The organism is Micromonospora sp. NPDC049047, assembly GCF_040649135.1.
Lineage (GTDB): Bacteria > Actinomycetota > Actinomycetes > Mycobacteriales > Micromonosporaceae > Micromonospora.
Map to the genome: position 1 here is coordinate 246,985 of NZ_JBEZEY010000004.1, position 26,172 is coordinate 273,156.

Annotated in this window: 23 protein-coding genes; 12 read left to right on the forward strand and 11 right to left on the reverse strand. The window is 70.4% G+C overall.

Annotated features, from left to right (window positions below; genetic code table 11):
- Positions 1-2,016, reverse strand: coding sequence for a beta-galactosidase (locus AB0B86_RS09255; RefSeq protein WP_357413688.1), 2,016 nt, complete (start codon positions 2,014-2,016; stop codon positions 1-3).
- Positions 2,017-2,298: 282 nt separating this feature from the next.
- Between AB0B86_RS09255 and AB0B86_RS09260 the strand changes: the two genes are divergently transcribed.
- From AB0B86_RS09260 to AB0B86_RS09290, 7 genes are all read left to right on the forward strand, one after another.
- The gene (locus AB0B86_RS09260; protein WP_357413686.1) at positions 2,299-3,627 is read left to right on the forward strand and encodes an ABC transporter substrate-binding protein; all 1,329 of its coding nucleotides are present in this window, start codon (positions 2,299-2,301) and stop codon (positions 3,625-3,627) included.
- Between the two features lie 21 nt (positions 3,628-3,648).
- Positions 3,649-4,605, forward strand: coding sequence for a sugar ABC transporter permease (locus AB0B86_RS09265; RefSeq protein ID WP_357413684.1), 957 nt, complete (start codon positions 3,649-3,651; stop codon positions 4,603-4,605).
- On the forward strand, positions 4,602-5,516 hold the full coding sequence (locus AB0B86_RS09270; RefSeq protein WP_357413682.1) for a carbohydrate ABC transporter permease: 915 nt from the start codon (positions 4,602-4,604) through the stop codon (positions 5,514-5,516). The genes AB0B86_RS09265 and AB0B86_RS09270 overlap by 4 nt, the downstream gene beginning before the upstream one ends.
- Entirely contained in the window at positions 5,513-7,723 is a 2,211-nt protein-coding gene (locus tag AB0B86_RS09275; RefSeq protein WP_357413680.1) for an alpha-galactosidase, read from the forward strand. The genes AB0B86_RS09270 and AB0B86_RS09275 overlap by 4 nt, the downstream gene beginning before the upstream one ends.
- A gap of 94 nt (positions 7,724-7,817) precedes the next feature.
- Positions 7,818-8,219: a YciI family protein gene (locus AB0B86_RS09280; RefSeq protein WP_357413678.1), complete on the forward strand. Its 402-nt coding sequence runs from the start codon at positions 7,818-7,820 to the stop codon at positions 8,217-8,219.
- Between the two features lie 6 nt (positions 8,220-8,225).
- Positions 8,226-9,491, forward strand: a complete 1,266-nt coding sequence (locus AB0B86_RS09285) for a sigma-70 family RNA polymerase sigma factor (protein WP_357417236.1) — start codon at positions 8,226-8,228, stop codon at positions 9,489-9,491.
- 792 nt (positions 9,492-10,283) lie between these two features.
- Positions 10,284-10,604 carry a multidrug efflux SMR transporter gene (locus tag AB0B86_RS09290; protein WP_357407916.1) on the forward strand — a complete coding sequence of 107 codons (321 nt, stop codon included), beginning with the start codon at positions 10,284-10,286 and terminating at the stop codon, positions 10,602-10,604.
- Between the two features lie 44 nt (positions 10,605-10,648).
- On the opposite strand, the gene AB0B86_RS09295 is transcribed toward AB0B86_RS09290, so the two are convergent.
- On the reverse strand, positions 10,649-11,068 hold the full coding sequence (locus tag AB0B86_RS09295; RefSeq protein ID WP_357407917.1) for a hypothetical protein: 420 nt from the start codon (positions 11,066-11,068) through the stop codon (positions 10,649-10,651).
- Positions 11,069-11,212: 144 nt separating this feature from the next.
- Positions 11,213-12,574, reverse strand: coding sequence for a cellulase family glycosylhydrolase (locus AB0B86_RS09300; protein WP_357417098.1), 1,362 nt, complete (start codon positions 12,572-12,574; stop codon positions 11,213-11,215).
- 377 nt (positions 12,575-12,951) lie between these two features.
- Between AB0B86_RS09300 and AB0B86_RS09305 the strand changes: the two genes are divergently transcribed.
- From AB0B86_RS09305 to AB0B86_RS09315, 3 genes are read left to right on the forward strand one after another with little or no spacing between them, the layout of a single operon-like run.
- Complete coding sequence (locus AB0B86_RS09305; protein WP_357408133.1) at positions 12,952-13,914, forward strand: TIGR03557 family F420-dependent LLM class oxidoreductase; 963 nt, start codon at positions 12,952-12,954, stop codon at positions 13,912-13,914.
- A complete protein-coding gene (locus AB0B86_RS09310; RefSeq protein ID WP_357417101.1) occupies positions 13,911-14,750 on the forward strand; it encodes an alpha/beta hydrolase in 840 nt (279 codons plus the stop codon). The genes AB0B86_RS09305 and AB0B86_RS09310 overlap by 4 nt, the downstream gene beginning before the upstream one ends.
- Positions 14,747-14,875 (forward strand): hypothetical protein, encoded by a 129-nt coding sequence (locus tag AB0B86_RS09315; protein ID WP_357408147.1) that lies wholly within the window; start codon positions 14,747-14,749, stop codon positions 14,873-14,875. Before AB0B86_RS09310 ends, AB0B86_RS09315 begins: the two co-directional genes overlap by 4 nt.
- Before the next feature lie 9 nt (positions 14,876-14,884).
- Here AB0B86_RS09315 and AB0B86_RS09320 read toward each other — a convergent pair whose 3' ends face one another.
- The 7 genes from AB0B86_RS09320 to AB0B86_RS09350 all read right to left on the reverse strand — a co-directional run bounded on the left by AB0B86_RS09320 (position 14,885) and on the right by AB0B86_RS09350 (position 21,232).
- Complete coding sequence (locus tag AB0B86_RS09320) at positions 14,885-15,901, reverse strand: hypothetical protein (RefSeq protein WP_357417103.1); 1,017 nt, start codon at positions 15,899-15,901, stop codon at positions 14,885-14,887.
- A gap of 31 nt (positions 15,902-15,932) precedes the next feature.
- Positions 15,933-16,754, reverse strand: a complete 822-nt coding sequence (locus AB0B86_RS09325) for an endonuclease/exonuclease/phosphatase family protein (protein ID WP_357417105.1) — start codon at positions 16,752-16,754, stop codon at positions 15,933-15,935.
- Positions 16,755-16,762: 8 nt separating this feature from the next.
- Positions 16,763-18,253 (reverse strand): phosphatase PAP2 family protein, encoded by a 1,491-nt coding sequence (locus AB0B86_RS09330; RefSeq protein WP_357417108.1) that lies wholly within the window; start codon positions 18,251-18,253, stop codon positions 16,763-16,765.
- A gap of 68 nt (positions 18,254-18,321) precedes the next feature.
- Positions 18,322-19,323: a YihY/virulence factor BrkB family protein gene (locus AB0B86_RS09335; protein WP_357407928.1), complete on the reverse strand. Its 1,002-nt coding sequence runs from the start codon at positions 19,321-19,323 to the stop codon at positions 18,322-18,324.
- Positions 19,316-20,320, reverse strand: a complete 1,005-nt coding sequence (locus AB0B86_RS09340) for a diacylglycerol kinase family protein (protein ID WP_357417113.1) — start codon at positions 20,318-20,320, stop codon at positions 19,316-19,318. The genes AB0B86_RS09335 and AB0B86_RS09340 overlap by 8 nt, the downstream gene beginning before the upstream one ends.
- 94 nt (positions 20,321-20,414) lie before the next feature.
- Positions 20,415-20,996 (reverse strand): Clp protease N-terminal domain-containing protein, encoded by a 582-nt coding sequence (locus tag AB0B86_RS09345; protein WP_357408135.1) that lies wholly within the window; start codon positions 20,994-20,996, stop codon positions 20,415-20,417.
- Entirely contained in the window at positions 20,996-21,232 is a 237-nt protein-coding gene (locus tag AB0B86_RS09350) for an HTH domain-containing protein (protein WP_357407932.1), read from the reverse strand. Before AB0B86_RS09350 ends, AB0B86_RS09345 begins: the two co-directional genes overlap by 1 nt.
- Before the next feature lie 175 nt (positions 21,233-21,407).
- Here AB0B86_RS09350 and AB0B86_RS09355 point away from each other — a divergent pair, with 175 nt between their 5' ends.
- Both AB0B86_RS09355 and AB0B86_RS09360 read left to right on the forward strand, forming a co-directional pair.
- Positions 21,408-22,301, forward strand: coding sequence for a DUF1963 domain-containing protein (locus tag AB0B86_RS09355; RefSeq protein WP_357407934.1), 894 nt, complete (start codon positions 21,408-21,410; stop codon positions 22,299-22,301).
- A gap of 178 nt (positions 22,302-22,479) precedes the next feature.
- Positions 22,480-23,340 (forward strand): universal stress protein, encoded by an 861-nt coding sequence (locus tag AB0B86_RS09360; RefSeq protein ID WP_357407936.1) that lies wholly within the window; start codon positions 22,480-22,482, stop codon positions 23,338-23,340.
- A gap of 105 nt (positions 23,341-23,445) precedes the next feature.
- Here AB0B86_RS09360 and AB0B86_RS09365 read toward each other — a convergent pair whose 3' ends face one another.
- Complete coding sequence (locus tag AB0B86_RS09365; protein WP_357417117.1) at positions 23,446-25,962, reverse strand: GDSL-type esterase/lipase family protein; 2,517 nt, start codon at positions 25,960-25,962, stop codon at positions 23,446-23,448.
- Between the last annotated feature and the right edge of the window lie 210 nt (positions 25,963-26,172).

Here is a 26,172-nt window from a genome sequence, read left to right on the forward strand (position 1 = left end):
TCAGGGAACCTCCTTCACACCGGAGACATCAACCCTGTCCTCCCGGACGACGGCCACCTCACCGGCGGGCACCGTCAGCTCACCGGTACACGGTGCGCCGGTCAACAACTCGACGCCGTGCGCCGGTAGCCGTACCCCGGTGTCGGTGTGGTTGAGCACGAACAGCCAGCTCCGGTCGCCGTCGCGTCGGCGTACCACCTCCACGCCGGTCGGTGCCGGCGCGGCCGGCCGGACGCCGGCCTCGTCGACGAGCCGGGCCACCAGCCGGTCGGTGGCCGTCTCGTCCAACCGGGTGCCGACATACCAGGCGGCGCCGTCGCCGAGGCGGTGCCGGGTCACCGCCGGCACGCCCGGCAGGGGCCCATCGGTGTACGACGCGAGCACCTCCGCGCCCTCGGCGTGCAGCCACTCGGTCCACACGTCGGCGGTGCTGCCGTCGTCGAGGCGGACCTGCTCGCCCTCGCGTAGTGGGAAGAACTCCTCGGTGCGTACGCCGAGCAGGTCCCGGAACGCGCCGGGGTAGCCGCCGAGGCGGATGTGGTCGTTCTCGTCGACGACTCCGCTGAAGTAGGTGACCGCCACGGTGCCGCCGCCCTCGACGTACCGGTGCAGGGCCTCGGCGTCGGCGTCCCGGACCAGGTAGAGGGTCGGCACCAGGACCAGCCGGTAGCCGCTGAGGTCCGCCGACGGGTGCACGATGTCGGCGGTCACGCCGGTCCGCCACAGTGCGCCGTACAGGGCGTTCAGCCGGTCGGCGTACGTCACGTCGGCGCTGGGGTGCGAATCCAACTCGACTCCCCACCACGCCTCCCAGTCGAACAGGACTGCCACGTCGGCGTCGACTCGGCTGCCGCGTACCTCGGCGAGCGCCTTGAGGTCGGCGCCGAGTTGGCAGACCTCGCGGAACACCTTGGTGTCCGGCCCGGCGTGCGGCACCAGCGCGGAGTGGAACTTCTCGGCGCCGGCCCGGGACGCGCGCCACTGGAAGAACAGCACCCCGTCGGCTCCCCGGGCGACGTGCGCCAGACTGTTGCGGCGTAGTTGTCCGGGCAGCTTGGCCACGTTGCGCGGCTGCCAGTTGACAGCGCTCGTGGAGTGCTCCATCAGCAGCCACGGAGCACCGCCGGCGACGCCCCGGGTGTGGTCCGCGGCGAGCGACAACCCGAGGTGCGCCCGCGGGTCGGCCGCGTTGAGGTAGTGGTCGTTGGAGACCAGGTCCACGTCGTCGGCCCAGGAGTGGTAGTCCATGTGCTTGGCCAGGCCGATCATGAAGTTGGTGGTGATCGGCTGGCGGACCAGCTCCGTCAACACCTCGCGTTCGGCGCGCAGCTGGGCGCGCTGCTCGTCGGAGGAGAAGCGCAGGAAGTCGAGCTGCTGGGTGGGGTTGGCGAAGGTCGGAGCGGTCCGCGGCGGGTTGATCTCGGCCCAGTCGCCGTAGCGCTGGCTCCAGAACGCGGTGCCCCAGGCGTCGTTGAGCCGGTCCAGGTCGCCGTAGCGCTCCCGCAGCCAGCCCCGGAATGCCTCGGCGCTGACGTCGCAGTAGCAGTGCACGTTGTGGCAGCCCAGCTCGTTGGAGACGTGCCACATCACCACGGCGGGGTGCTCGGCGTACCGCTCGGCGACCGCCCGCACCAACGCCAGTGACCGCTCACGGAAGATCGGCGAGCTGGGGCAGTACGCCTGTCGTCCGCCGGGCCAGAGGATCGCTCCGTCGGCGCGGCGGGGCAACGTCTGCGGGTACGCCCGGGCCAGCCAGGGCGGCGGGCTGGCGGTGGCGGTGGCCAGGTCGACCTGGATTCCTCCGCCGTGCAGGAGGTCCAGCACCCGGTCCAGCCAGTCGAACTCGAACCGGCCCGGGGTTGGCTCCAGCCGGGCCCAGGAGAAGATGCCGAGCGAGACCAGGTTGACCCCGGCCCGGCGCATCAGCTCGACGTCCTCGGACCAGACCTGCTCGGGCCACTGCTCGGGGTTGTAGTCGCCGCCGAAATAGATGCCGTTCCCGTGCCACTGCCGCATGAGAGCTGAGGGTGCACCCGGTACGGCATTGAAGTCAACAAGTTCCAACATCGATTCACTTTCCAACGTTTACCGCGTAACGGCCGTATCACAACTGGGTTATCGAAGGTGAACTGCCCTCTTGACAGCGGTCGACGGACGGGTAGCTTGAGGCCCCAATGGCCGTTCGTGTTCACCAATGTGGATTCTCGGTGGATCCCGATGGGTGATCACGTTGCCGGACCTCTTCGACCACCTCTGACGGCCCTTCGCGCAGCACCTCTTCATCCGCAGGAGGCACAGATGTCCCGTCCCCGATCCCAAGCCGAGTACCTGGCTCGACTCGTACCGCCCTCCGTCGCCGGCATCAACCGACGCTCGCTGTTGGCTGGTGCGGCCGGCACGGGCGCGCTGCTCGGCACCGGTCTGCTCGCCGGCTGCGGCGACGACTCCGGCTCCGGCGGGTCCAGCAAGGACGTGTCGCTCGGCTCGAACCAGTCCGACCCCAAGCCCAAGGACGTGATGGTCAAGGTCACCGACGGGTTCAAGACCGCGTCCGGGGTCCAGGTCGCCATCAACACTGTCGACCACAACACGTTCCAGGAGAACATCAACAACTACCTGCAGGGCAAGCCGGACGACGTGTTCACCTGGTTCGCCGGCTACCGGATGCGCTTCTTCGCCCAGAAGGGCCTGGCCGGCGACGTCAGCGACGTGTGGAGCAAGCTCTCCGGCTACTCCGACGCCTTCAAGAAGGCGTCCACCGGCGACGACGGCAAGCAGTACTTCGTGCCCGGGACGTACTACCCGTGGGCGGTGTTCTACCGCAAGTCGGTCTGGCAGCAGCACGGCTACCAGGTGCCCACCACCCTGGACCAGTTCACCGCGCTCGGTGAGCAGATGAAGAAGGACGGGCTCACCCCGATCGCCTTCGCCGACAAGGACGGCTGGCCGGCGATGGGCACCTTCGACATCCTCAACCTGCGGATCAACGGTTACCAGTTCCACATCGACCTGATGGCCGGCAAGGAGGCCTGGACCTCCGACAAGGTCAAGAAGGTCTTCGACACCTGGGCCGGCCTGCTCCCCCTGCACCAGCCGGACAGCCTCGGCCGCACCTGGCAGGAGGCCGCGCAGTCGTTGCAGCAGAAGAAGAGCGGCATGTACCTGCTCGGCCTCTTCGTCGGTCAGCAGTTCAGCAACGACGAGCAGGACGACCTCGACTTCTTCACCTTCCCCGAGATCGACCCGTCCATCGGCGCCAAGGCGCTGGACGCCCCGATCGACGGCTACATGATGGCGCGCAAGCCCAAGAACGAGGACAACGCGCGCAAGCTGCTCGAGTACTTCGGTGGCAAGGCCGCCGCGGACATCAACCTCAAGAACGACCCGGCCGTCCTGGTCGCCAACAGTGGCGCGGACGTCGCCGGCTACACCGCGTTGCAGAAGAAGGCCGCCGAACTGGTCGGCTCGGCCACCGAGATCGCGCAGTTCCTCGACCGGGACACCCGACCGGACTTCGCCTCCACAGTGATGATCCCGGCGATCCAGCAGTTCATCAAGAACCCCAAGGACATTGACGGGCTCACCGCGTCCATCGAGAACCAGAAGAAGTCGATCTTCACTGACTGACGGCGGAAGGGGAAGGACATCGTGTCCGACCTGCCCCTGATCCAATCGGATCGCGCCGTGCCGCCGCCGGCCCCGACCACCTCCACGGGTGGTCGTCGCCGGCGGCTACGGCTCCTGTCCCGCACCGACCGCGTGGTCATCACGCTCATGGTGCTCGTCCCGCTGCTGCTCGTCACCGGACTCGTCTGGCTGCCGGCCGCCGCGACCGTCCTGCTGTCCGGCACCAACTGGGACGGCATCGGCCCGTTGAACGAGATCGAGTTCGTCGGCGCACGCAACTACAGCGACGTGGTGAACATCTACCCGCCGTTCGTGCCGGCGATCCAGCACAACCTGCTCTGGCTGGCCGCCCTGTTCGTGGTCGCCACCCCGTTCGGCATGTTCCTGGCCGTCCTGCTGGACAAGGAGCTGCGCGGCGGCCGCTTCTACCAGACCGCGCTCTACCTGCCGGTGGTGCTCTCACTCGCGTTGATCGGCTTCGTCTGGCAGCTGCTCTACTCCCGCGACCAGGGCCTGATCAACGCGGTGTTCAACAGCAACGTCGACTGGTACGGCGACTCGAACGTCAACATCTGGGCGGTCCTGATCGCCTCCGGCTGGCGGCACGTCGGCTACATCATGCTGCTCTACCTGGCCGGGCTGAAGGGCGTCGACCCGTCCCTGCGGGAGGCCGCGGCGGTCGACGGAGCCTCGGAGCGCCGGACGTTCTTCCGGGTGGTGTTCCCGGTCATGCGGCCCATCAACATCATCGTGCTGGTGGTGACGGTGATCGAGTCGCTGCGGGCGTTCGACCTGGTCTGGGTGGTCAACAAGGGCCGCAACGGGTTGGAGCTGATCTCCGCGCTGGTCACCCAGAACGTGGTGGGTGAGGCGAGCCGGATCGGCTTCGGCTCGGCGCTGGCGACGATCATGCTGGTCGTCTCGCTCGTCTTCATCACCATCTACCTGGCGACCGTGATGAGGGAGAACCGGGAATGAGCACCACGACCGCCACCCGGCGCGGCGCGGACGAGACCGACCGGCCGCACCGCCGCCGCAAGCTCACGCCGGCGCGGCTGCTGTTGCACGGCTTCCTCATCGCCGTCGCGCTGGCCTGGCTCTTCCCGATCGCCTGGGCGGTGCTGACCTCACTGCGCTCGTACGACTACACCGCCGCCAACGGTTACGTGTCGTTCGGCGGCTGGACCCTCGACAACTACGTCACCGCCTGGCGGACGGCGGAGTTCGGCAAGCACTTCCTGAACTCGGTGTACATCACCGTGCCGGCGGTGCTGCTCACCCTCCTTCTCGCCTCTTGCGTGGCGTTCGTCATCGCCCGGTTCAGCTGGAAGCTCAACATCGTCCTGCTCGGGGTGTTCACCGCCGCCAACCTGCTGCCCCAGCAGGCGCTGCTCATCCCGCTGTTCCGGCTGTTCACCGAGGTGCCGCTGCCGGAGTTCATGAGCGACTCCGAGCTGCTCTACGACAGCTACTGGGGGCTGATCCTGATCAACGTGGCCTTCCAGTGTGGCTTCTGCGTCTTCGTGCTCAGCAACTACATGAAGGCGCTGCCCCGCGACCTGTACGAGGCGGCGATGGTCGACGGAGCCAGCATCTGGCGGCAGTACTGGCAGGTCACCATGCCGCTGTGCCGACCGGCCCTGGCGGCGCTGGCCACCCTGGAGGTGACCTGGATCTACAACGAGTTCTTCTGGGCCACAGTGCTGATGCGCACCGGTGACAAGTTTCCCGTCACCAGCTCGCTCAACAACCTGCGCGGTGAGTTCTTCACCGACAACAACCTGGTCTCGGCGGGCAGCGTGCTCGTCGCGATCCCCACTCTGGTGATCTTCTTTATGCTCCAGCGGCACTTCGTTCGGGGCCTGACCTTGGGAGCCTCCAAAGGATGACCATCCTGCACCTGCGCCGCGCGCGGACCAGCCTGGTGCTCGACGCGCGGGGCCCGGGGTTGCCCCGGATCGTGCACTGGGGCGGCGACGTCGGCGACCTCGACGACGACGGCCTGCGCCAGCTCACCGAGGCGACGGTGCCGCCGGTGGTGCCGAGCAGCTTCGACGAGCCGCCCGTGCTGTCCCTGGTGCCGGAGGCGAGCGCCGGCTGGAGCGGCCGCCCAGGGCTGGCCGGGCACCGCGACGGCCGGGACTGGTCCACCTCGTTCCGCCTCGACGGGTTGGACGTGCGCGACGGCAGCCCCGACCCGGGCCGCGTGGGCGCGGGCGGGGAGGGGGTGGGCGTACTCCCGGCCGACAGTGCGCACGGCGGCCCGGACGCCGCGCGGGTGACGGTGCTGGCGTCGGACCCGGCCGCCGGTCTGTCGCTGACCAGTGAGATCACCCTCGACCCGCACGGCCTGCTGACCGTCCGGCACCGGCTGCGCAACGACGGCGAGACGGCGTACGAGCTGCGGGAGCTGACCCCGGTGGTGCCGGTGCCGGCGGTCGCCACCGAGTTGCTCGACCTGACCGGTCGGTGGTGCCGGGAGCGGTCCCCGCAGCGGCACCCGTTCCCGCACGGCGCCTGGGTCCGCGAGGGTCGGCACGGCCGGACCGGGCACGACGCCACGCTGCTGCTGGTGGCGGGCACCGCAGGGTTCGGCTTCGGCCACGGCGAGGTGTGGGCGGTGCACACCGCGTGGAGCGGCGACCACGTCACATTCGCCGAGCGCCGGCCCACCGGCGAGTCGACGCTCGGCGGCGGCGAACTGCTGGCCCCCGGCGAGATCCGGCTCGCCCCCGGCGAGTCGTACGACACTCCCCTGCTCTACGCGGTCTGGTCCGACACCGGGCTGGACGGGCTCAGCGACGTGCTGCACACCCACCTGCGGGCTCGACCCGGGCACCCGCGCTCCCCCCGCCCGGTGACCCTCAACGTGTGGGAGGCGGTCTACTTCGACCACGACCTGGACCGGCTGCGGGCCCTCGCCGACCGGGCCGCGCAGCTCGGCGTGGAACGCTTCGTCCTCGACGACGGGTGGTTCCGCGGCCGGCGTGACGACACCGCCGGCCTCGGTGACTGGTACGTCGACGAGGGCGTCTGGCCTGACGGCCTGCAACCGCTCATCGACCACGTGACCGGACGGGGCCTGGAGTTCGGTCTGTGGGTCGAGCCGGAGATGGTCAACCCCGACTCCGACCTGTTCCGCGCGCACCCGGACTGGCTGCTCGCCGTGCCGGGCCGGCTGCCGCCGGCCTGGCGCAACCAGCAGGTGCTCGACCTGGGCCGCCCGGAAACCTACGACTACCTGCTGACCCGCCTCGACGCGCTGCTCATCGACCATCCCGGCATCAGCTACCTCAAGTGGGACCAGAACCGGGACCTCACGGAGGCCGGGCACCACGGCCGCCCCGGCGTGCACGGCCAGACCCTGGCGGTCTACCGGCTGCTCGACGAGTTGCGCCACCGGCATCCCCGCGTGGAGATCGAGAGCTGCTCGTCCGGCGGCGCCCGGGTGGACCTGGCCATCCTGGCCCGCACCGACCGGGTCTGGACCAGCGACTGCAACGACGCCCTGGAACGTCTCAGCATCCAACGCTGGACCAGTCTGCTGCTGCCACCGGAGCTGACCGGCACGCACATCGGCCCGCAGCGCTCGCACACCACCAACCGCGTACACGACCTGAGCTTCCGGGCCGCTACCGCGCTCTTCGGCCACCACGGCATCGAGTGGGACGTCGCCTCGATCAGCACCGCGGAGCAGACCGAACTGGCCGCCTGGGTGGCGCTGCACAAGCGGCTGCGCCCACTGCTGCACTCCGGTCGCGTGGTCCGGGTCGACCACCCGGACCCGGCCGTCTGGGCACACGGCGTGGTCGACCACGACAAAACCCGAGCGGTGTACGCGGTGGCGCGACTGAGCACCTCCGCCACGCAGTCCCCCGGCGCGGTCCGGCTACCGGGCCTGGACCCGGAACGCCGTTACCGGGTTCGGCCGGTCCCGGAGGTACCGATGCCCGCGACCATCGACCGGTCCCCACCGGCCTGGTTGGCCACCGGGGTCGTCGTCCTCACCGGGGCGGCGTTGGCCCGGGTGGGATTGCAGATGCCCGCACTGCACCCGGAACAGAGCCTGGTGTTGGAGGTCGCCGAGGCCGGTTAGAAAATTCTTTGGTCGGGGTGTCGAGAACGGTGCCGGCTGCTTCTACCTCAGGGTGAGAGCACCGAGGACGGTGCGCAGGCGTGAGGAGCCGACCATGAAGTACATGCTGCTGATGCAGTTCAGCGCCGCCGGGGCCGACTTCCCGAGCATCGACACCTGGACCCCGGCGGAGGTCCAGGCGCACATCGCGTTCATGGGCGAGGTCAACGAGAAGCTCACCGCCGCCGGGGAGTGGGTCGACGCGCAGGGCCTTGGCGGCCCGCAGCAGGCCCGGATCGTCCGCGCCGGTGAGGGCGGAGCGCCGATGGTCACCGAGGGGCCGTTCGCCGAGACGAAGGAATTTCTCGCCGGCTTCTGGATCGTCGACTGCGACAGCCCGGAGCGGGCGGTGGAGTTGGCCGGGTACATCTCCACCGCACCCGGCCCCGGCGGCCGGCCGCTGAACATGCCGATCGAGGTGCACCCGTTGATGTCCGCCCCATCCCCGGAGCTGTGACGACTGATCACCGACCACCACGTCGAGGACCTGCTGCGCGAGTTGGCGCCGCAGGTCCTCGGCGTGCTCGCCCGCCGGTTCGGTGACTTCGCCACCGCCGAGGACGCGGTGCAGGAGGCGCTGCTGGCCGCCGTCGCCCAGTGGCCGGCCGAGGGGTTGCCGGCGAACCCGCGCGGCTGGCTGATCCAGGTCGGTTACCGCAGGATGATCGAGCTGGTCCGCGGTGAGCAGGCCCGGCGCCGCCGGGAGGACCTGGTCGCCCGCCACGACCCGGACGACCGGCGGTACGCACCGGCCGCGGACGAGGAGCTGACCGCCGAGCGGGACGACACCCTCGTCCTGCTGATGCTCTGCTGCCATCCGGCGCTGGCCCCCACGGCGGCCGTGGCCCTGACCCTGCGCGCCGTCGGCGGGCTGAGCACCGCCGAGATCGCCCGCGCCTTCCTGGTGCCCGAGTCGACAATGGCGCAGCGGATCAGCCGGGCCAAGCAGCGCATCCGCGCATCAGGGCTGCCGTTCCGGATGCCCGACCCGGCGGAGCGGGCCGATCGGCTCGCCAGCGTGCGGCAGGTGCTCTACCTGGTCTTCACCGAGGGACACACCAGCACCACCGGCCCGGCCCTGCGCCGGATCGACCTCGCGGCGGAGGCGATCCGGCTGACCCGCGCATTGCACACGCTGCTGCCCGACGACAGCGAATCGACAGGGCTGCTGGCGTTGATGCTGCTCACCGAGGCGCGTGGCCCGGCGCGGACCGGGCCGTCCGGCGAGCTGATCTCGCTGGCCGACCAGGACCGCAGCCGCTGGGACGCGGCGGCGATCGCCAAGGGCGTCGCGCTTGTCACCCGTGCGCTGCCGCGTGGACCCGTCGGTCCGTACCAGGTGCAGGCCGCCATCGCCGCCCTGCACGACGAGGCGCCGAGCACGACGCAGACCGACTGGCCGCAGATCCTCGCGCTCTACGAGGTGCTCGAACGGCTCGTCGGCAGCCCGGTGGTGGCGCTCAACCGGGCCGTGGCGACCGCCATGGTGCACGGACCCTCGGCCGGCCTCGCCGCCCTCGACGCGCTGGCCGACGACCCCCGACTGGCCGGGCACCACCGGCTGCCCGCCGCCCGGGCCCACCTGCACGAGATGGCCGGCGACCGGGAGCAGGCGATCATCGACTACCGGACCGCCGCCGCCCGCACGAGCAGCCTGCCCGAACAGCGCTATCTGATCATGCGGGCCGCGCGACTCGCCGCCGAACCCGCGCCAGCCAAAGCCGACTGACCGAGCTCCCCGACTTCACCCACGTGGTGGGCGCGGTCGGCGCTGGGGCGGTCGGCCGGGTCCGTGCCGGGGCGCGAGGGCGGGTCCGTGCCGGGGCGCGAGGGCGGGGCGCCGAACGCGGGGGCGCGGGGGCGCGGGGGCGCGGGGGCGCGGGGGCGCGGGGGCGCGGGGGCGCGGGGGCGCGGGGGCGCGGGGGCGCGACCAATGGTGCCCCGGGTTACCTATGGAGCTGATGTCGTAAACGAATCACCCGCCGAACGAGTATCGACGCTTGGCCAGCAGGACCGGTATCCGGACCCACGACGCTGTCCAGCCCGGGCAGCGCACTGGCACCCAGCAGCGTCACTCTGCGGGCCTTGGCATTCAGGCCGACAGCCCGTCAGCCCGGCCAGTCGGGAGGTCAGCGCTGACGAACGGGGCAAGCGGCCGACCGCCCAGGCAGGCCGGGCAACCGGGCAGGCAGGGCAACCGGGGCGGGCAGGGCAACCGGGGCGGGCAGGGCAACCGGGGCGGGCAGGGCAACCGGGGCGGGCAGGGCAACCGGGGCGGGCAGGGCAGGCAGGCAGGCAGGCAGGCGAACAGGGCAGCGGGGCATGCCGCGAGAGTATGCGCGGCAGAATCGTTTGCGACATCAGCTCCAAAGGGGCCGAGTGAGATGTATGCGGGGTCATCGGCAACCCGGCAGCGATCGGCCACCGGGCGATGACGCCTGTCGAATGTCGAGCGGTGCCGGGCACCGACGATAGCCTGGCCACCGACCTTTACCGTCGAGCAATCAGGACCGGGGACCGCATGGCGTACGTGTTGCTGGGGATCGCCATCCTCGCCGAGGTGCTGGCGACCAGCCTGCTCAAGAGCACCGCGGGGTTCAGCCGGCTCTGGCCGACAGTGGGCTGCCTGACCGGCTACGTGCTGGCTTTTCTGCTGCTTGCCCAGGCGGTCAAGGAGATCCCGGTGGGGGTCGCGTACGCACTCTGGTCCGGCCTGGGCACCGCCACCATCGTGGCGATCGGGGCTGTGTTCCTGGATGAGCCGGTCGGGCTGGCCAAGCTTGCCGGAATCGCGCTGATCATCGCCGGGGTGGTCATCGTGAACCTGGCCGGGGAACACTGACCGCACCCGCATCGGTGGTCAGGGCCGGCCAGGGGCGGTGAGCCTCAGTTCTTGTCCAACCAGAACCGATCGCCGTCGCCCACGATGTCGTACGTCATGTAGAGCCGGATCCGACTTCCCCGCCCCGCCAGGGTCAGCGGCATTCCGTACCCGTCTATCTCCACGACCACGTCTTGGCTGTGGTAGCGGTCCGGGGCCGACAGTCGCCATTTCCCCGAGCCGCTGAAGGGCCCGGAGAAACGATCCGACTGGATGTTGAGGGGCAGGTTCCGTGCAGTGAAGGTGTGATCGGGGTTGAGGGTCAGCACGACGTCATCGCGTCCACTCCAGTCGCCCATCACGTCGGCCGCTACCGCCGTCGGTGGTGGCCGCAACAACACCTTCGTCGTGACGTAGACGCCGAACCCCATGAGCAGGACCGACGCCGTCGCAAGCGCCAGGATCCAGGCAGTTCGCCGCTTCATAGGATCATCCTAATGAGCTGAGCGTTACCGACTGTCCCTGATGGATGTGCGACGTCGCACAGTTCGGCGCCCCGCGGCGGTCGCCGTAGCCGGCCACGGTGGCTGGGCCCGCGCGGACCCGGCCACCGTGGTCAGCTTCGTTGATCAGCTCGCCGTGCAACTCACCTGAGGTGCCGGGTTGCTGCCGGTCCAGCCGCCGAGGAACCCGAAGCTGATGCTGGCGCCGGCGGCCAACCGTCCGTTGTACTCCAGGTTGCGCGCGGTCACCGCCGATCCGCTGCTGGTCAGGGCGGCATTCCAGGACTGGGTGACGCTCTGACCGTTGGCGAGGGTCCAGCGGGTGGTCCATCCGGTGATCGCCGTCGCACCCGCGCTCACCCGTACCTCACCCTGGAAGCCACCCTGCCACTGGTTCGTCACCGTGTACGTCGCCGTGCAGCCGCCCGCAGGCGGCGGCGTGGTCGGTGGGGCCGTGGTCGGTGGGGGCGTGGTGGGCGGCGCGGTGGTGGGCGGCGGCGGGAGGGCGAAGACGCTTGCCTCCCGGGCGGTCAGCCGGATGCCGTTCGCGCCGTTGAAGAGCCGTTGGCCCCAGGTGGTCAGGCTGGCCGGGTTGAAGTTGGTGGCGAGGTCCAGGTATTCCACCCCACCGCCGTTGCCGCTCCACGACCAACCAAGCCAGCCGATCCCGTTGGCCTGGCTGTACGCGAGAATGGTGTCCTCGTCCGGGTCCCCGTCGGAGTGGTTGAAACCGAACTCACCGACCACGATCGGCAACCCGGCGGCACGGAACCGACCCAGATAGTCGCTGATCTCCGCCGCGGTGTCGAAGACCCCGTACATGTGGATGGAGAAGACCGTGTTGCGGGCCGGGTCGGCGGCGAAGACCGACGCCGCGTTGTCCCGCATGGTGAAGGACCAGTCCTGACCCCAGTTCGGCGCGTCCACCATGATCGTGTGGGTCAGCCCGCCGGCGCGGAGTCGTTTGATCGCGTTGGCGTTGTCGGTGGCCCAGGAACCGTAGTTCTGGTTGCCGTACGGCTCGTTGCCGATGTTGACGAGGACGTATTTTTCCTGCCCGACGAGGACGTCGGCGAGGCTGAGCCAGTAGTCGACGGCCCGGTCGAGGGTGATCGCCCCACTCTGCTCGCCGTACCCGGTGGTGTCGTGCACCTCGAGCACACAGATCAGCCGGTTGGCCTTGCAGGTCGCGATGACGTTCGCGACGTCGGCGTTTGTGTTGCGGGTCCAGCGGTCTCCGTTGGAGAGCACCACCCGCACGGTGTTCGCGCCGAGCGCCTTGACGTCGGCGAAGGATCTGGTCTGCTGCGGATACCAGGTGTGCGCGTGGTTGACGCCCCGCATGATGAATTCGGTGCCGTTGGCGTCGTACAACTTGCCGCCCGCGACGGAGAAACCAGCCGCTGCGCGTGCCGGCTGGCCGAACGCCAGCACGGCGACGAGCAACGCGAGCAGGGCCGCGCCCGCGGCGGTGAGTCGAGTCTTCATGGCCTTCCTCAGGGAGGACCCCCGGTGCCCGACAGGGGTGGGGACGTGACAGGGGAAGGCGGCTGCAGCCCGGCAGCCGCGCCCGACTCCCGGCGCGCACGCATCAGCGTAGGGCGATGGATTGGCCCTCGCAACCGGTTCAGTTGGCGGGCCCGAACTCCGGACAGCCGCAACGGCCCGCGCGAACGCGGGCCGTCACGGGGCGATCATCCCCACCACAGGATGTGCGCCACCTCCGGCTCTTAACCGGTTAAGACCGACGGTAGGCAGGCCACCGTCATCCGTCAAGCACTGTCATTCCAGAACCGGACGGGAGGGTTGACCACTGCCGACCGGGGTATCCGGGGAACGATCAGACAGTGAGAGGGGAGACCAGGATGGTCAGCGTCGGTTACACCCTGATGGGCGAACAGGCCGGTCCCAAGCAGTTGGTCGACCACGCGATCCGGGCCGAGGCGGCCGGCTTCGACCAACTGGTGATGTCCGACCACTACTACCCCTGGCTGGACTCCCAGGGCCACTCCCCGTACGCCTGGTCGGTGCTCGGCGCGGTCGCCCACGCCACCTCCCGCGCCCAACTCATGTCGTTCGTGACCTGCCCGATCCGCCGCTACCACCCGGCCGTGGTCGCCCAGAAGGCCAGCACCATCGGGGCGCTCTCGGACGGCCGGTTCACCCTCGGGCTGGGGGCCGGGGAGAACCTCAACGAGCACGTGGTCGGTGGCTGGCCGCACGTGCAGCAGCGGCACGAGATGTTCGAGGAGGCGTTGCAGATCATCCGGCCGCTGCTCAACGGGGAGACGCTCACCTTCTCCGGCAACCACTTCGACGTGCCCGACGCCTACGTCTGGGACCGCCCCGAACGGCCGGTACCGATGGCCGTCGCCGCGTCCGGTCGGCAGTCCGCGACGTTGGCCGCCGAGTACGGCAACGGCATCATCTCCACCGAACCCGACCGGCACATCATCGAGATGTACGACGACGCCGGCGGTGCCGGCCAGCCCCGGTACGGCCAGGTGGCCATCTGCTACGGCCCCGACGAGGCTGAGTGCCGCAAGATCGTGCACGACCAGTTCCGCTGGTTCGGAATGGGTTGGAAGGTCAACGCCGACCTGCCCGGCCCGGAGTCCTTCGCCGCCGCCACCCAGTTCGTCAGGGAGGAGGATGTCGCCGAGGGCGTCCCCTGCGGCCCGGACGTCGACGCGCACGTCGAGGCGTTCCGCAAGTTCGTCGACGCCGGCTTCACCCACGTGGCGATCATCCAGGTCGGCGGGGAGACCCAGCCGATGTTCCTGGACTGGGCGCAGGAGCAGCTCCTGCCCCGGCTGCGGGCGTTGTGAAGCCCACGCCCGGTGGTCGGTCCGGTCCGGCGCAGCTACGGCTCGCCCTGGCCGCGCCGCGACCGGCAGCCGGGTTGACGAGCGAGTGGCGGCTCGTCGACGGTCTGCGCACCCACACCCGGCGCGGCACGGACCCGAAGACCGGGGCCCCGCCCGTGGTGCTCGTGCACGGACTGGCCGTCTCGCACCGTTACCTCACCCCGCTGGCCGTCGCGCTCGCCACCACCCACCAGGTGTACGTGCCGGACCTGCCCGGCTTCGGGCTGAGCGAACACCCCGACGGCGCGTACGACGTCCACCGGCACGCCGCGCACCTGGCCGCCTGGCTGGCCGAGTACCGGCTGCCGCCGGTCTGCCTGCTCGGGCACTCGTTCGGCGCCGAGGTGGCCGCCGCGCTCGCGGCGAACCACCCGGACGCGGTACGCGCCCTGGTGCTGGCGGGGCCGACAAGTGACCCGTCGGCCCGGTCCCGCAGGAGCCTGTTCGGCAGGTGGCTGGTGGACTGCCTGCGCGAAGCGCCGTGGCAGGCGCCGATCCTGGTCCGCGACGTCTGGAACGCCCGGCCCTGGCGGGTCCTCGCGACGCTGTCGCACTCGGTGCACAACCCGATCGAGGGGGACCTCGTTCGCGTCACCGCGCCAACCCTCGTCGTGACCGGGGCTCGCGACCCGGTCGTACCGGCACAGTGGCGCGACGAGGCGACCCGGCTCGTGCCGGACGCGCGCCTGGTTGTCGTGCCCGGTGCCGCGCACAACGTCGTCACGACCGCCCCGACGCAGGTCGCGGACGCTTGCCGCCGCCTGCTCGCCCCTCGCCCCGCACTCTCGGACAGGTGACTCTCATGCGCTTCGGTAACACGGAGATCCGCCCGCTCGGCGGCGGCCTCGGCTGCCTCCTGATGATCCTCTTCTCGATCCTCGCCTCGGTGGTGCTCACCGTCCTGGTCAACCTGGTGCTGTGAGGACACCCGTCACGGTGAGCGGCGCAGGCCCAACACGCTGAGCACCTCACGGGAGGCCAACCGGGCCGGGTCGAGCACCGACCGGCGGACCCACCGGGCCGCGGGCGCGACGGTGGCCCGCCAGGCCGCCCTGAGACCGTGCGCCACCGGCACAACCGTCGCCGACCAGACCCACCGGACTCCCCGCACCAGCGGGCGCACGGTGTGCCGCCACACCCAGCGCAGCCCATGGCCGAGCGGGCGCAGCAGCAGGCGGTAGAACAGCCGCACCAGCTGACCGGCTGCCTGCCACGCACCGACCACCACGGCGACGAGCAGCCGGCCGACCCGGACGACCACCCACCAGATCCCCCGGGCCAATCCGACGAACGCGGCGCTCACCATCCCGGCGAGCGCGCGGACGCCACGGCACAGCAGCCGTCCGGCGGGGGTGAGCACCGCGCCCAGCCAGCGCAGCGGCCGCAGGAGCAGATGTACGGCGAGCCAGGCCAGCACCCGCCCCAGAGCGACGAGAGCCGGACGCAGCCCGTGGCGGGCCAACCAGACCAGCGGCGTCCAGAGCAGCGTGCGGACCAGCCAGGCGATGCCGTACGCCAGCCACACCAGCGGCGCCCAGAGCAGCGTGCGCGCCAGCCAGGCGATGCCTCGCCCGAGCCAGACCAGCGGGAGCCAGACGAGGGTACGGGCCGCCCAGGCGAGACCCCGCCCGAGCCAGACCAGCGGGAGCCAGAGGAGTCGGTGCAGCGCCCAGGACAGCGGGGACAGCAGCCAACGACGCAGGAAGCGGCCGGCGGGGCTGAGCAGGCTTCGGTACACCAGCCCGCCGGCAGCCGCGATCAGCTCCCAGAGCAGGCGTACCGGCAGCACCACGACCAGCGCCAGACCTCGCGCGACGGCCGCGACGAGCGGGAGCGCGACGGCGGCCGGGTCCGCGGCCAGCGGTGCCGGAACCGCCGTCGGTGGTGTGGCGGGGTGCCCGCTCGGTGGGTCGGGCAGCGGCGGGCGGGCGGGCCGGGGGTCGGTCACGGTGGGCACGGTAACCGGCCCACGCCAGGGCTCAGACGCCGGTTGCGGCCGGATCGAGGTCGAGTGTGGTGAGTAGCGGATAGTGGTCCGAGGCGGTGTCCGCGGTTGCGCCCCGGACCACCCGGCACTCCCGCGTCCGCTCCGCCACGTCGCGCGTGCCGAGCAGGTAGTCCAGTCGCATCCCGGCGAACTCGGCCCCGCCCAGGCGGGTGGGCACGGTCAGGCCCTCGGCCTCGGCCGCGCCGGCGTTTACCGACGGCCAGAGGTCGACCAGGTTGGCGGCGAGCAACCGGGCGATCGCCCGGGTGTCCACCGCCCCACCGAAGCGGCGCAGGTGTCGCCGCCGGTAGAGGGTCGGCATCCCGGCCAGCCGCTCGGTGTGGTCGACGCCCGGGTCGAGCGAGTTGAGGTCACCGGTGACGAGTGTCAGCGGGCCGCGGGCCCGTCGCACCGCCCGGACCAGCCAGTCGGCCTCCATCCGCCGCCGCCCACCGGAGTACGGGTAGAGGTGGGCACCGAGCACTGTGAGCGGGCCGGCGGCGGTCGCCACCACGACCCGGGCGGCGGCGTGGTGGAACGGCCGGCGCAGCGCCCCCGCGTCGAGGACCCGGTACGGCGGCCGGACCAGTACCGCGACCGGCTGCCCGACGCAGGACCGGGCCAGGTGCTGCGTCATCCCCACCCGAGCGGCGACGTTGTCCATCAGCCCGTCGCGGTCGAAGCCGCGCAACTCCTGGAGGGCCAGCACGTCGGGCGCCTGCTCGTCGATGACCCGGACCACCTGATCCAGCCGGTCGGAACCGCCGCGATCCCGACCGCCGGTACGGATGTTCCAGGTCATCAACCGCAGCACGGCGGCGCTCAGTCGGCTCGGCCGGCGCGCGCCAGCTCGTCGTCGAGGGTGTCCACGTCCTCCGACTCGATTGCCGGTTGGTTGCCTTCCTTCAGGTCGGCGTTCGGGCGGATGACCAGGTAGAGCAGGCCGATCCAGAGCGCGGAGAGCACTATCGCGCCCATGAAGTCGGTCGGGTGGTGCATGCCCCGGTACATCCGCGAGGTGGCGACCCCGACCGGCATGATGACGGCCAGCGCCACGAAGATCCACCGCCACCACCTGTCGGTACGCGGGAACACGATGAGCGTGATGGCCAGCCAGACGCAGATGGTGGCCGCGATGTGCCCGGACGGGAACGACGAGGTGGGCATCTGCCCGTCGAGGTTCTCCACCGGCGGACGCGGCCGGTCGACGGCGCGGGCCGAGGCGAGGAACAGGGTCAGCTCCCCCACCATCGCCAGCGCCACGAACAGCACCGGACGCCAGCGTCGCCACACCGCCAGCACCAGCGGGCAGAACACCAGCGAAATGATCAGGATGGCGTGGGTGTCACCGAACTTGCTCCACCACCAGCTCACGTCCGTCAACACGTCGGTGTGCCGCTCGGCGAACCAACGCGGCACCTCGGTGTCCAGGGTGTCGAAGAAGGTGCCCTTGGCGTAGTAGCTGACGTACGTGCCGAAGCCGTACAGCGCACCGAACACGAGCACCCAGCCCACCAGCAGCTCGGCCACCGCCGAGCGGGGGTGGGCCAGCACGTGTTCCTCGGCGGGGGCGGCGGCGATGTCGTGCCCCGCCTCCGGCTCCAGGCCCTCGCTGAGCGGCGGCACCGGACGGCCGCGCTCGCGTCGCCACAACCGGAAGGCGTACGCGGTGACGCCCAACCAGGCCGCGCCGAGCAGCCAGCCGGCCAGCACGTCGGAGATGAAGTGCACGCCCAGCGCGATCCGGGTCAGGCCGACAAGCGCCACCAGCACGCTGACCCCGACGATCGCCGCCTTGCGCCAGCGGGGTGCCATGGCTGGCAGGAACACCAGCAGCAGCGCCCCGTACGCGACGAACGAGCCCAGCGCGTGCCCGCTCGGGAAGCTGTTGCCGGGTGCGCTGGCGACCGGCACGTCCACGACCGGGCGGAGCCGACCGACAAGCGTCTTCAGCGACGGGTCGAGGATCAGGCCACCGACCCCGGTGATGATCAGGTAGACCGCCAGCCGTGGCTGTTTGCGAATCAGCAGCCCGACCACGGCGACGCTGATCAACCAGATGAGGATCGGCCGGCCACCCAGGTCGGTCACCGCCTGGAGGACTGTGACAAGCGCGTGGTGCGGGGCGACGAGCCCGTTGAACCACTCGGCGGCGGCGTGGTCGGCGTCCTGCAACGGGCTCCACCGCACCCGGACGAGCAGCAACAGCAGCCCGAAGGCCACCCCGGCGCCGGTGACGGCCACCAGACCGGCGATGCTCCGCTCGGCGAAGTGACCGATCGGACGTCGCGCCATCTCCTTGACCGCGGTCACTCCGCACCTCCCTTGTCTGTCTGGCGAGGCGCTTTACCCGATCCGTGCCGCGCGTACACGCATTGTCCCTACAGCGCCGTCATGTCTCCGGTGTCGAGCAGCTCGGCACGGTCGGGGTCGGGTTCCCAGAGGTCCGGTTGAGCCGGCTCCCGTGCACCGATGCGCAGCGCCTCCAGCTGGGCGGCGAAGGCCAGCCCGCCGAAGAGCGCCATCCCGGTCAGGTTGGCCCAGAGCAGCAGCGCCATCATCCCGGTCAACGCGCCGTAGGTCTGGCCGAAGCCGTCGCTGAACCGCACGTACGCGGCGAGTAGCAGGCTGGCCAACCACCACAGCACGGTGGCGATGCCGGCGCCGAAGAACAACCAGGACAGGCCGGGCTGGTTGCGACGCGGGGCGTGCCGGAACAGCACGGCGACGGCGAGGACGGTCAGGCCGAGGCTCAGGGGGAAACGGATGACGTCCCAGATGCCGTTGGCGACCGCACCCCACTCGTAGTGCGTGCGTACCGAGTCGCCCATCGCGCCGCCACCGACCAGGATCAGGAAACCGGCGAGCGCGGGCAGGCCCGCGGCGACGGCCAGCACCGCGGCGCGGAGGTATTTCCGCAGCGCCGGGCGGTCCCGTTCGACGCCGTAGATCCGGTTGGCGCCCCGTTCGATCTGGGCCATCGTGGTGGTCAGCGCGAACAGCCCGGTGAGCAGACCGAGGGTGAGTGCCAGCTCTCCCGCGTCCTCGACGCGTTCGCCCTCGCCCAGCAGCTCGGCGACCATCTGCGCGCTCTGGCCCGGGGTGAGCGCCAGGACGGTGTCGGCCACCACCTGACCGCCCTCCTCGACGCCCAGTTCGCTGATCAGGCCGGTGAGGGCGATCAGGAACGGCACCACGGCGAGGCAGAGCTGCAGGGCGAAGGCCCGGGAGTGGCTGAACCCGTCGCCGTAGCGGAACCTGATGAAGGCGTCCCGCAGCAGGCCCCAGCCGCCGTGGCGGCGCAGGGTGTGCCAGGCGTCGTCGGCGGACAGCTCCTCGTCTGCCATCAGCCGGGTTTCCGGCACGATCCGTGTGCTACTCACGGCGCGCCTCCTTGATCAGCTGCTCGCCCCGCTCCCCGGCGCCTTCAGCATCCACTGCCAGATCGGGCGCGTCCTGGGGCTGCGGGACGCAGAGCCAGAGCGCCTGCGGCCGGATTTCCGCAGCCAGCTGTCGGCCCGGGGCGATCAGGTCGCCGTCCAGCTCCCGCGGCTGCGCCCGGTTGCTGGTGATCATCACGCGTCGGCCGCGGAACACCTCCATCCGCGGCACCTGGCCACGGCGGCGGACCACCGCCCACCCGAGCGCCAGCCAGTGCCGCAGGTTGTTCGGGGTGAGCACTGCGACGTCGAGCCACCCGTCGTCCGGTTCGGCCTCGGTGAGCAGGTGCACACCACCCTGGAGCCGGCCGACGTTGGCGATCAGGACCGACCGGGCCCGACGGCGTACCGGTGGGCGGTCGTCAATGCGGATCTTCACCCGCATCGGCCGGTCCCGCAGGTGGCGGGCGGCGCCCATGACGTACGCCGGCCAGCCGATGCGGGCCTTTGTGGTCTCGTTCGTGGCCTCGAGCATCTGGGCGTCGAAGCCCATGCCGGCCATCACTGTGAAGTACTGCTGCTCGACGGCGCCGACGTCGAGCAGCCGTCGGCCCCGCTCGACAGCGACCTGCAACCCGGCGGCCAGGTCGGTGCTGAGACCGAGGTTGGCGGCGAGCAGGTTGCCGGTGCCCTGCGGCAGCACGGCGAGGGCCACGTCGGTGCCGACAAGCGCGCTCACGCAGGACATCACGGTGCCGTCCCCACCGCAGGCGAAGACCAGGTCGACACCGGCCTTCACGGCCTGCTCGGTCTGGCCCCGGCCCGGGTCCTCGACGGTGGTCTCGTGCCACTCCGGCTCGGGCCAACCGGCCGCGGCGAGGGCGTCGTTGACGGTGCGGCGCAACTCGTCGAGATCATCGACCTTCGCCGGGTTGACCACCACGGCGGAGCGCAGCCCGCCGTCGCCCCCGGAGGGCCGTCTGTCCTGTCCAGCATCCACGGGCGCCAGTGTGCAACACCAGGGCGGCTTCAGCGACCCAGCGGGGGGCTCGCGTCGAAAGTGCCACAGACAGGTTTCAACGCGAGCGCACCCGTCAGGCCGCCGCTCGGAGCGCGGTCTCCACCCGTCGGCGCAGGTCCTCGAGGTCGACGCCGGACTCGGTGAGCACCAGCGCGCCCAGCCCGTGGCCCTCCCGGAGCACTCCGAGCAGGATGTGCTCGGTGCCGATGTGCTTGTGGCGCAGGCGCAGCGCCTCGCGCAGGGACAGCTCCAGCGCCTTCTTCGACCGGGGCGAGAAGGGTCCGCCGAGGTACCGCCGGCGCCGACCCCAGCGGCTGCGCGGCGCCGGTACGGCCTCGCGCAGCGCGTCCGGGCCGAAGGACTGCTCGATGCGGGCCACGATCGCGGCCAGGTCGATGCCGATCTCCCGCAGGGCCGCCGCGTCCGCGTCGCCGAGGCCGGCGCCGCCGCTGCCGGTGTGCCGGCGGACGCGCTCGCGCAGGTCGTCGGCGCGCACGCCGGCGTCGGCGAGCACCCGGCTGGCCAGGCCGGCGTCGTCGTCGAGCAGGGCGAGCAGCAGGTGCTCGGTGCCGACCGGCCGTTGCCCCTCGGTGCGCGCCTCCTCCAGCGCCCGGCGCACCACGCCGCGCGCCCGGTCGGTGAACCGTTCGAACATCACGCCTCCCAGGATGAGTTGATCGCCGGTCGCCCGGCGTGCTTCTTGTGCACCGCCTGCCGGCTGACCTCGAGCGCGTCGGCGATCTCCTGCCAGGACCAGCCCTGTCGACGGGCGTTGTCCACCTGGACCACCTCAAGCCGCTCAAGCAGCCGGCGCAGCGCGCGGACGGCGCGCAGCCCGACCCGGGGGTCGGTGCTGCCGGCTGCCGCCGCGAGTTCTGTCGCCTGACTCATGCCGTCAACATACGTTGACAACGCCACCGTGTCAACCCCGGTTGACGCGCCCTGTCCTATCCGGCCTGGGGTCGTTCCCGCGACCCCGGTCACGGCGACAGCGGTGCCGACGACAGCGCGTGCGGGCCACCGGCCTCCGGTCGCCGGGCTCGCCCACGTGGCACCATGTCGCGTTATGGATCATGAGGGGCAGTTTCGCCACGCAGCGCTCGCGTTGGGCATCCCGGACGACGAGGTCAGCCGGTTCATCAAGCACCTCCGCCTGCCGATCCGGCTGAGCGGAGGATCCAGCGGTGTTCCGGTCGGGCGGTTCGGTGGGGCGCCCCGACTGCCGGTGGGCATGGACTGGCCGACCGACGGGGAGAGCCCGTTGCCGTTCATCTTCTCGGTCGACTGTGCGGCGCTGCCCAGAGTCGACGGCTTCGGCCTGCCGGCAGACGGCTCGCTGTTGTTCTTCCTGAACCAGGAGCAGGCCGCCGCCACCGGGGACCGCAGGTATGGGCGAGTCGTGCATGTGCCGGCCGGCACCGACACCGAGGTGGCGGCAGGATCCACCGACCACCCGTTCGTCGACGAGCAGTACGACGTCAGCGCCACGCTACGCGCGGAGGTCCCCACGTGGTTCGGGATGGACGAAGACAACGAGGACGAAGACGAGGACGAGGACGACCTGTCGCCCTTCCAGCAGCAGTTGGCCCGTGACCTCGAGCGTGACCTGCCGCACCTCGACGAGCTCTGCGCCCTGGCCAACGATCTCTGGCCGTCCGACGACGGGTACGCCAGCGCCTACCTCGGCGGGTACGCCGACCAAGAGGTGATCAGGAGTTTCGCGGAGCAGACCCTCGCCTGGCGCGAGAAGCTCGGCGAGATCGTCGTTCCGGTCGCGAAATGGTATTCCGAGGTGGAGCGGGAGACGCACCGACTGACTACCGAGTGGGTGTCGCTCGCCCACTTTCCCGTGGACAACGAGCGCTACTACCGGAGTGACGGGCGTTTCGTGATCCGTCTCGACGACCTGGCCGCAGGCCGGCTGGACGAGGCGCTCGCCATGGCCGAGTTGATCCCGTAGAACAACCGGGTGATCGGGTCGTCGCGGCCGGCGACCACGATCGAGCGGAAGGCGACCCCGGCGGCCATGTCGCCGAGAGTCCACAAACCCACAATCGGCCCACGGCCGTGACCATCCGACTACCCTCGGTCAGAGACAGCGTGGTCGTGCCGGGCGCGACGCCCGGGAGGTGATATCGATGGCCGCACCCGCCGACGCAGCGGTGCTTGTCGGCCTCGGCTCGGATCTCGACCTCCCGGTGGTCGCACAGGCCGCGCAGGAAGCCGCCGGGCACGGCCGTGCCCTGCACCTGCTGCACACCTTCGACTGGCACGCGGCGTTCACCGCCGACACCGTCGCTGCCCCCCGTGACCGGGCCGAACAGCTGCTCAGCCGGGCCGCCCAACTCGCCCACCAGACCGAACCCGGACTGACAGTGGGCGGCGAGATCGTCGAAAGCGCCATGCTGGCCACCCTCATCCGCCGGTCGGAGACGGCGTTCCTGCTGGCCGTCGGCGACAGCGGGATGGCCGGCAGCGGTCAGTGCGTCCCCGCCGAGACACCCGCCGTGCAGTTGGCCGCACGGGCCGGTTGCCCGCTGCTGGTGGTCCGCCGCGAGCCGCCCCCGCAGGGCCCGGTACTGGTCGGGGTGGACGGCTCGCCCAGCTCGCACCTCGCGCTGCAATGGGCTCTGGCGTGCGCGGCCCGCAGGGACGCCCGACTACTGGCCCTGCGCGTGGTGGAGTACGACGAGGACACCGACGCGGTCGCCGAGCAGCTCAGCGAGGCGCTGGCCCGGCACACCGATCTCCACGGCTCGGTGCCCACCGAGTGCCGCGTCGTCCGGGGCGATCCGGCCGATGTGCTGATCGACATGTCCCGCTCGGCACAGGTGGCGCTGGTCGCCGCCCGTGGCGACGAACCGGGCCGCGCGATGCTGGGCGCGGTCGCCCAGTCCCTGCTCTACCACTCCCCCGCCCCGGTGGTCGTCGTCCGCGGCCTGGCCGGGAAGCCGCTGACCGGGACCGACGCGCGCCCGGCACCGAACCAACGGCCGTGACCCGGGGCGCCGCCGGCCACGACGGCGCTAGAGCTGACCGGGGGTGAACGATTCCGTAGCCGCGTGGCCGTGGCGCGGTCACAAGACCGCGCCACAGCACGACGGTCAGGACGATCCCACGGGCTTCACGCAGTTGGACATCCCGCTTTCCAACGCACCGTTGACGGCGGTGACGCAGAATTCGTAGTTCAAGGCACCGTAGACCAGGAACCCGACACCCCAGGTCGTTTCCATGATGGTTTGATCACTGGCTGTCATCTCGCTGCCATCGATGAGGTTGCGAACCCAGACGCGATAGCCGGCCGCGCCGGCGGATTTGTTCCAGCTGAGGTAGACGCTTGAGGCGTCGAGGGCATTGGCCTTCAGGCCGCTCGGCGCTGCGGGGGTTCCGCCGCCGACCAGGACGGGGCGGCCGGGATTCGGCACCCCTCCACCGCCGCTGGTGTCCCAACTCGATACCCAGACGAGATAACGGTGGCCGACTTTCAGACCGTCGATATGGGCTGCGTGACCCCTGATTCCGACGGAGCTGAGGAATGCGCCCGGTTCGTCCTGGTCCCAGTAGATGACCCCGTAACGTTCGACCGTCCCGACGGTTTCACCCCAGGTGATGTCGAAGCCGGTGCTGGTGGCCCGGGTGACGATCGGGTACGGGCCCGGAGGAGCCGTCGAGTTCGCCACCATGGGCGCCGTCGGGGACGTCCAAGCGGATTTCTGGTCATCGGTGTCGCCGTTGTCGGTGCGGACCTGGTATTCCCACTTCAGGCCATCGACAGAGAGCGTGTCGTGGCGGTTGGCCGCCGCCCTGGACTCGCTCCAGTTCGCGGAGCCGACAAGACGGGACCGGACGGTGTATCCGTGGGCACCGAAGACCGCATCCCACGTCACCTTGAGGCCCTGGGGGCCGGGCTCGACGACGACGTTTCTCGGCACGGGAGTGGGCCGCGCTGCAATGGTGTTGGGGATGGCTGGCACGCTGGTCCCGATGCGGAAGTTGTTGACGAGCGTGCGTTCGAACGCCTGGGCGATCTTGTACTCGCCACGGGCGTTGGGGTGCAGCCCGTCGTAGCCGTCCGGACAGCTGTCGGGCCCGCAGGCGTAGTTCGCGCGCCAGTCGACCAACGCCACAGGGGACTGGCTGGTGCTCCACGACGGGATCGAGGTGGCCAGCAGCGTGTTGTAGCGATCGGTGTTGGCTGGCAGGTTCGGGTTGACACCGAGCCGGGTGCGCTGAGGGATGTTGGCCAGGGCCAACTTGATGTTGGGGTTGGCGGCACGGGCCTCGCTCACCAGCGTCCTCATGCTGGCGATGGTCCCGTCGGGGCCGTCGACGAACCAGCCCAGGTCGTTGAACCCAAGCCCCACCAGGAGCAGGTCGGGCTTGTGCTCCGCTACCTGCGCATAGATTTCATTCTTGACCTGGGCCGCCTGACGGCCCCAGACCGCGAAGTGGTCAGGGTCGAAGGCCGACGCACCCGCGGCGTACGCACCCCAGGTGCGGGGCATTCCCTCCCAGGGGGCAGGAGCCCCTTGCAAACGCGGCGGGACCGGGCCGGTTGCTTCTCCAGGGGGGTTGGTGCCGAAGTAGGGACCGACGAAGTCGACAGCGACATTCTGACCTTTGAACCACTCCCACAGCCGGTAGCGCCAAGTCCAGTCACCCTCGGCACCCTGGGACATCGAATCGCCCACAACCATGACCCTGAGCGCCCCGACCGGTCCTTCTATCGTTGACCCGACGCCCCGCTTCAAGCGCAGGATCGTGTTGTAAATGATGTCGGCAGTATCCCCGGTGAGCAGGCTGGCTACGTAATTAAGAGGAGTCTCCCAGAAACGGAATTTAGTCGCGAAATTGCGCAACAGCTTCTGACCCTCCGCTATGAAAGGTCGCGTGCTCGAGGAGAGGACTTGCAAGGCCGCCCCGCCGACAGCGCCACCGAGAGCGCCCCACACCGCGTTGCCCGCCGCTTTGCCCCAGACGTCGGCGTCAATCGGATTCCCGTCCAACCGGGCGCTCGTCAACTCGCCCACGGCTGAGCCCAGGGCTCCAGAGATAGCACCGCAGACCGGTGCAGCGGCGACAGCCCCGGGGCTGAAGACGGCCATGCAAATGGCACCGACCAGGAGCGATGACCCCACACTGGCGAGACCGACCACCAGCCCCTTCCAGAAGCCGTCCCAGAAGCCCGCAGCGCCGATGTCCACCTTGGGCACCACGATCACCAGGCTGTTGCCGAGAGCCTGGATGCTTCCGCCGAACTTGATGTCGATCCGCGGTGGGTAATAGCCTGCAGCATTTTCTTGGGCTTGGCGCGCGAAAGACTCGCTGAGGAGAAGCCTTGCTTCGGTCTGGTCGCGATGAAAGATCGCGACCCTTTGCAGCAGTAGCTCCTGAAATTGCTCAGGGCGCTGCACGGGATTGAAGTCCAGGATCGCCACGACATCTTCGTCATCGTTCGCCAACTGCCGGAATTGCCCGGAGTCGCGCGCGCAGCCCACGCGCAGCCCCACGCTCTCCGCCTCGACCGGCCTGACGTCGAAGGATGAGCCGTGCACGGAGCACGCGGCATCCGCCGGGGCGGCGGCCGCTTGGGTCACGCCAATATTGGTGGAGCCGGCCACAACCAGCACCAACGCAAGGACGAACGCCGTGAGACGGATGCCATGCCGCCTACTTCTGTGCACCCATGATCGACTATGGGAGTGAGACATGGAAGACTTCTCTCTGTCCGATCACGGCGCGGAGGGTGGAATCAGGAAGTCAGCTCCGACAAAGCATCGCGCCGGACCTTCATGCCCACCCGCTGCCTGACCTGGGACGAGTAGGGGATC

Bases quoted from the DNA above. Each gene is read 5' to 3' on its own strand.
- AB0B86_RS09350 (WP_357407932.1), bottom strand. From the start codon at position 21,232: ATGAGTCAGGCGACAGAACTCGCGGCGGCAGCCGGCAGCACCGACCCC.
- AB0B86_RS09355 (WP_357407934.1), top strand. From the start codon at position 21,408: ATGGATCATGAGGGGCAGTTTCGCCACGCAGCGCTCGCGTTGGGCATC.
- AB0B86_RS09295 (WP_357407917.1), bottom strand. From the start codon at position 11,068: ATGAAGCGGCGAACTGCCTGGATCCTGGCGCTTGCGACGGCGTCGGTC.
- AB0B86_RS09275 (WP_357413680.1), top strand. From the start codon at position 5,513: ATGACCATCCTGCACCTGCGCCGCGCGCGGACCAGCCTGGTGCTCGAC.
- AB0B86_RS09300 (WP_357417098.1), bottom strand. From the start codon at position 12,574: ATGAAGACTCGACTCACCGCCGCGGGCGCGGCCCTGCTCGCGTTGCTC.
- AB0B86_RS09255 (WP_357413688.1), bottom strand. From the start codon at position 2,016: ATGCGGCAGTGGCACGGGAACGGCATCTATTTCGGCGGCGACTACAAC.
- AB0B86_RS09360 (WP_357407936.1), top strand. From the start codon at position 22,480: ATGGCCGCACCCGCCGACGCAGCGGTGCTTGTCGGCCTCGGCTCGGAT.
- AB0B86_RS09290 (WP_357407916.1), top strand. From the start codon at position 10,284: ATGGCGTACGTGTTGCTGGGGATCGCCATCCTCGCCGAGGTGCTGGCG.
- AB0B86_RS09260 (WP_357413686.1), top strand. From the start codon at position 2,299: ATGTCCCGTCCCCGATCCCAAGCCGAGTACCTGGCTCGACTCGTACCG.
- AB0B86_RS09270 (WP_357413682.1), top strand. From the start codon at position 4,602: ATGAGCACCACGACCGCCACCCGGCGCGGCGCGGACGAGACCGACCGG.
- AB0B86_RS09345 (WP_357408135.1), bottom strand. From the start codon at position 20,996: ATGTTCGAACGGTTCACCGACCGGGCGCGCGGCGTGGTGCGCCGGGCG.
- AB0B86_RS09305 (WP_357408133.1), top strand. From the start codon at position 12,952: ATGGTCAGCGTCGGTTACACCCTGATGGGCGAACAGGCCGGTCCCAAG.
- AB0B86_RS09280 (WP_357413678.1), top strand. From the start codon at position 7,818: ATGAAGTACATGCTGCTGATGCAGTTCAGCGCCGCCGGGGCCGACTTC.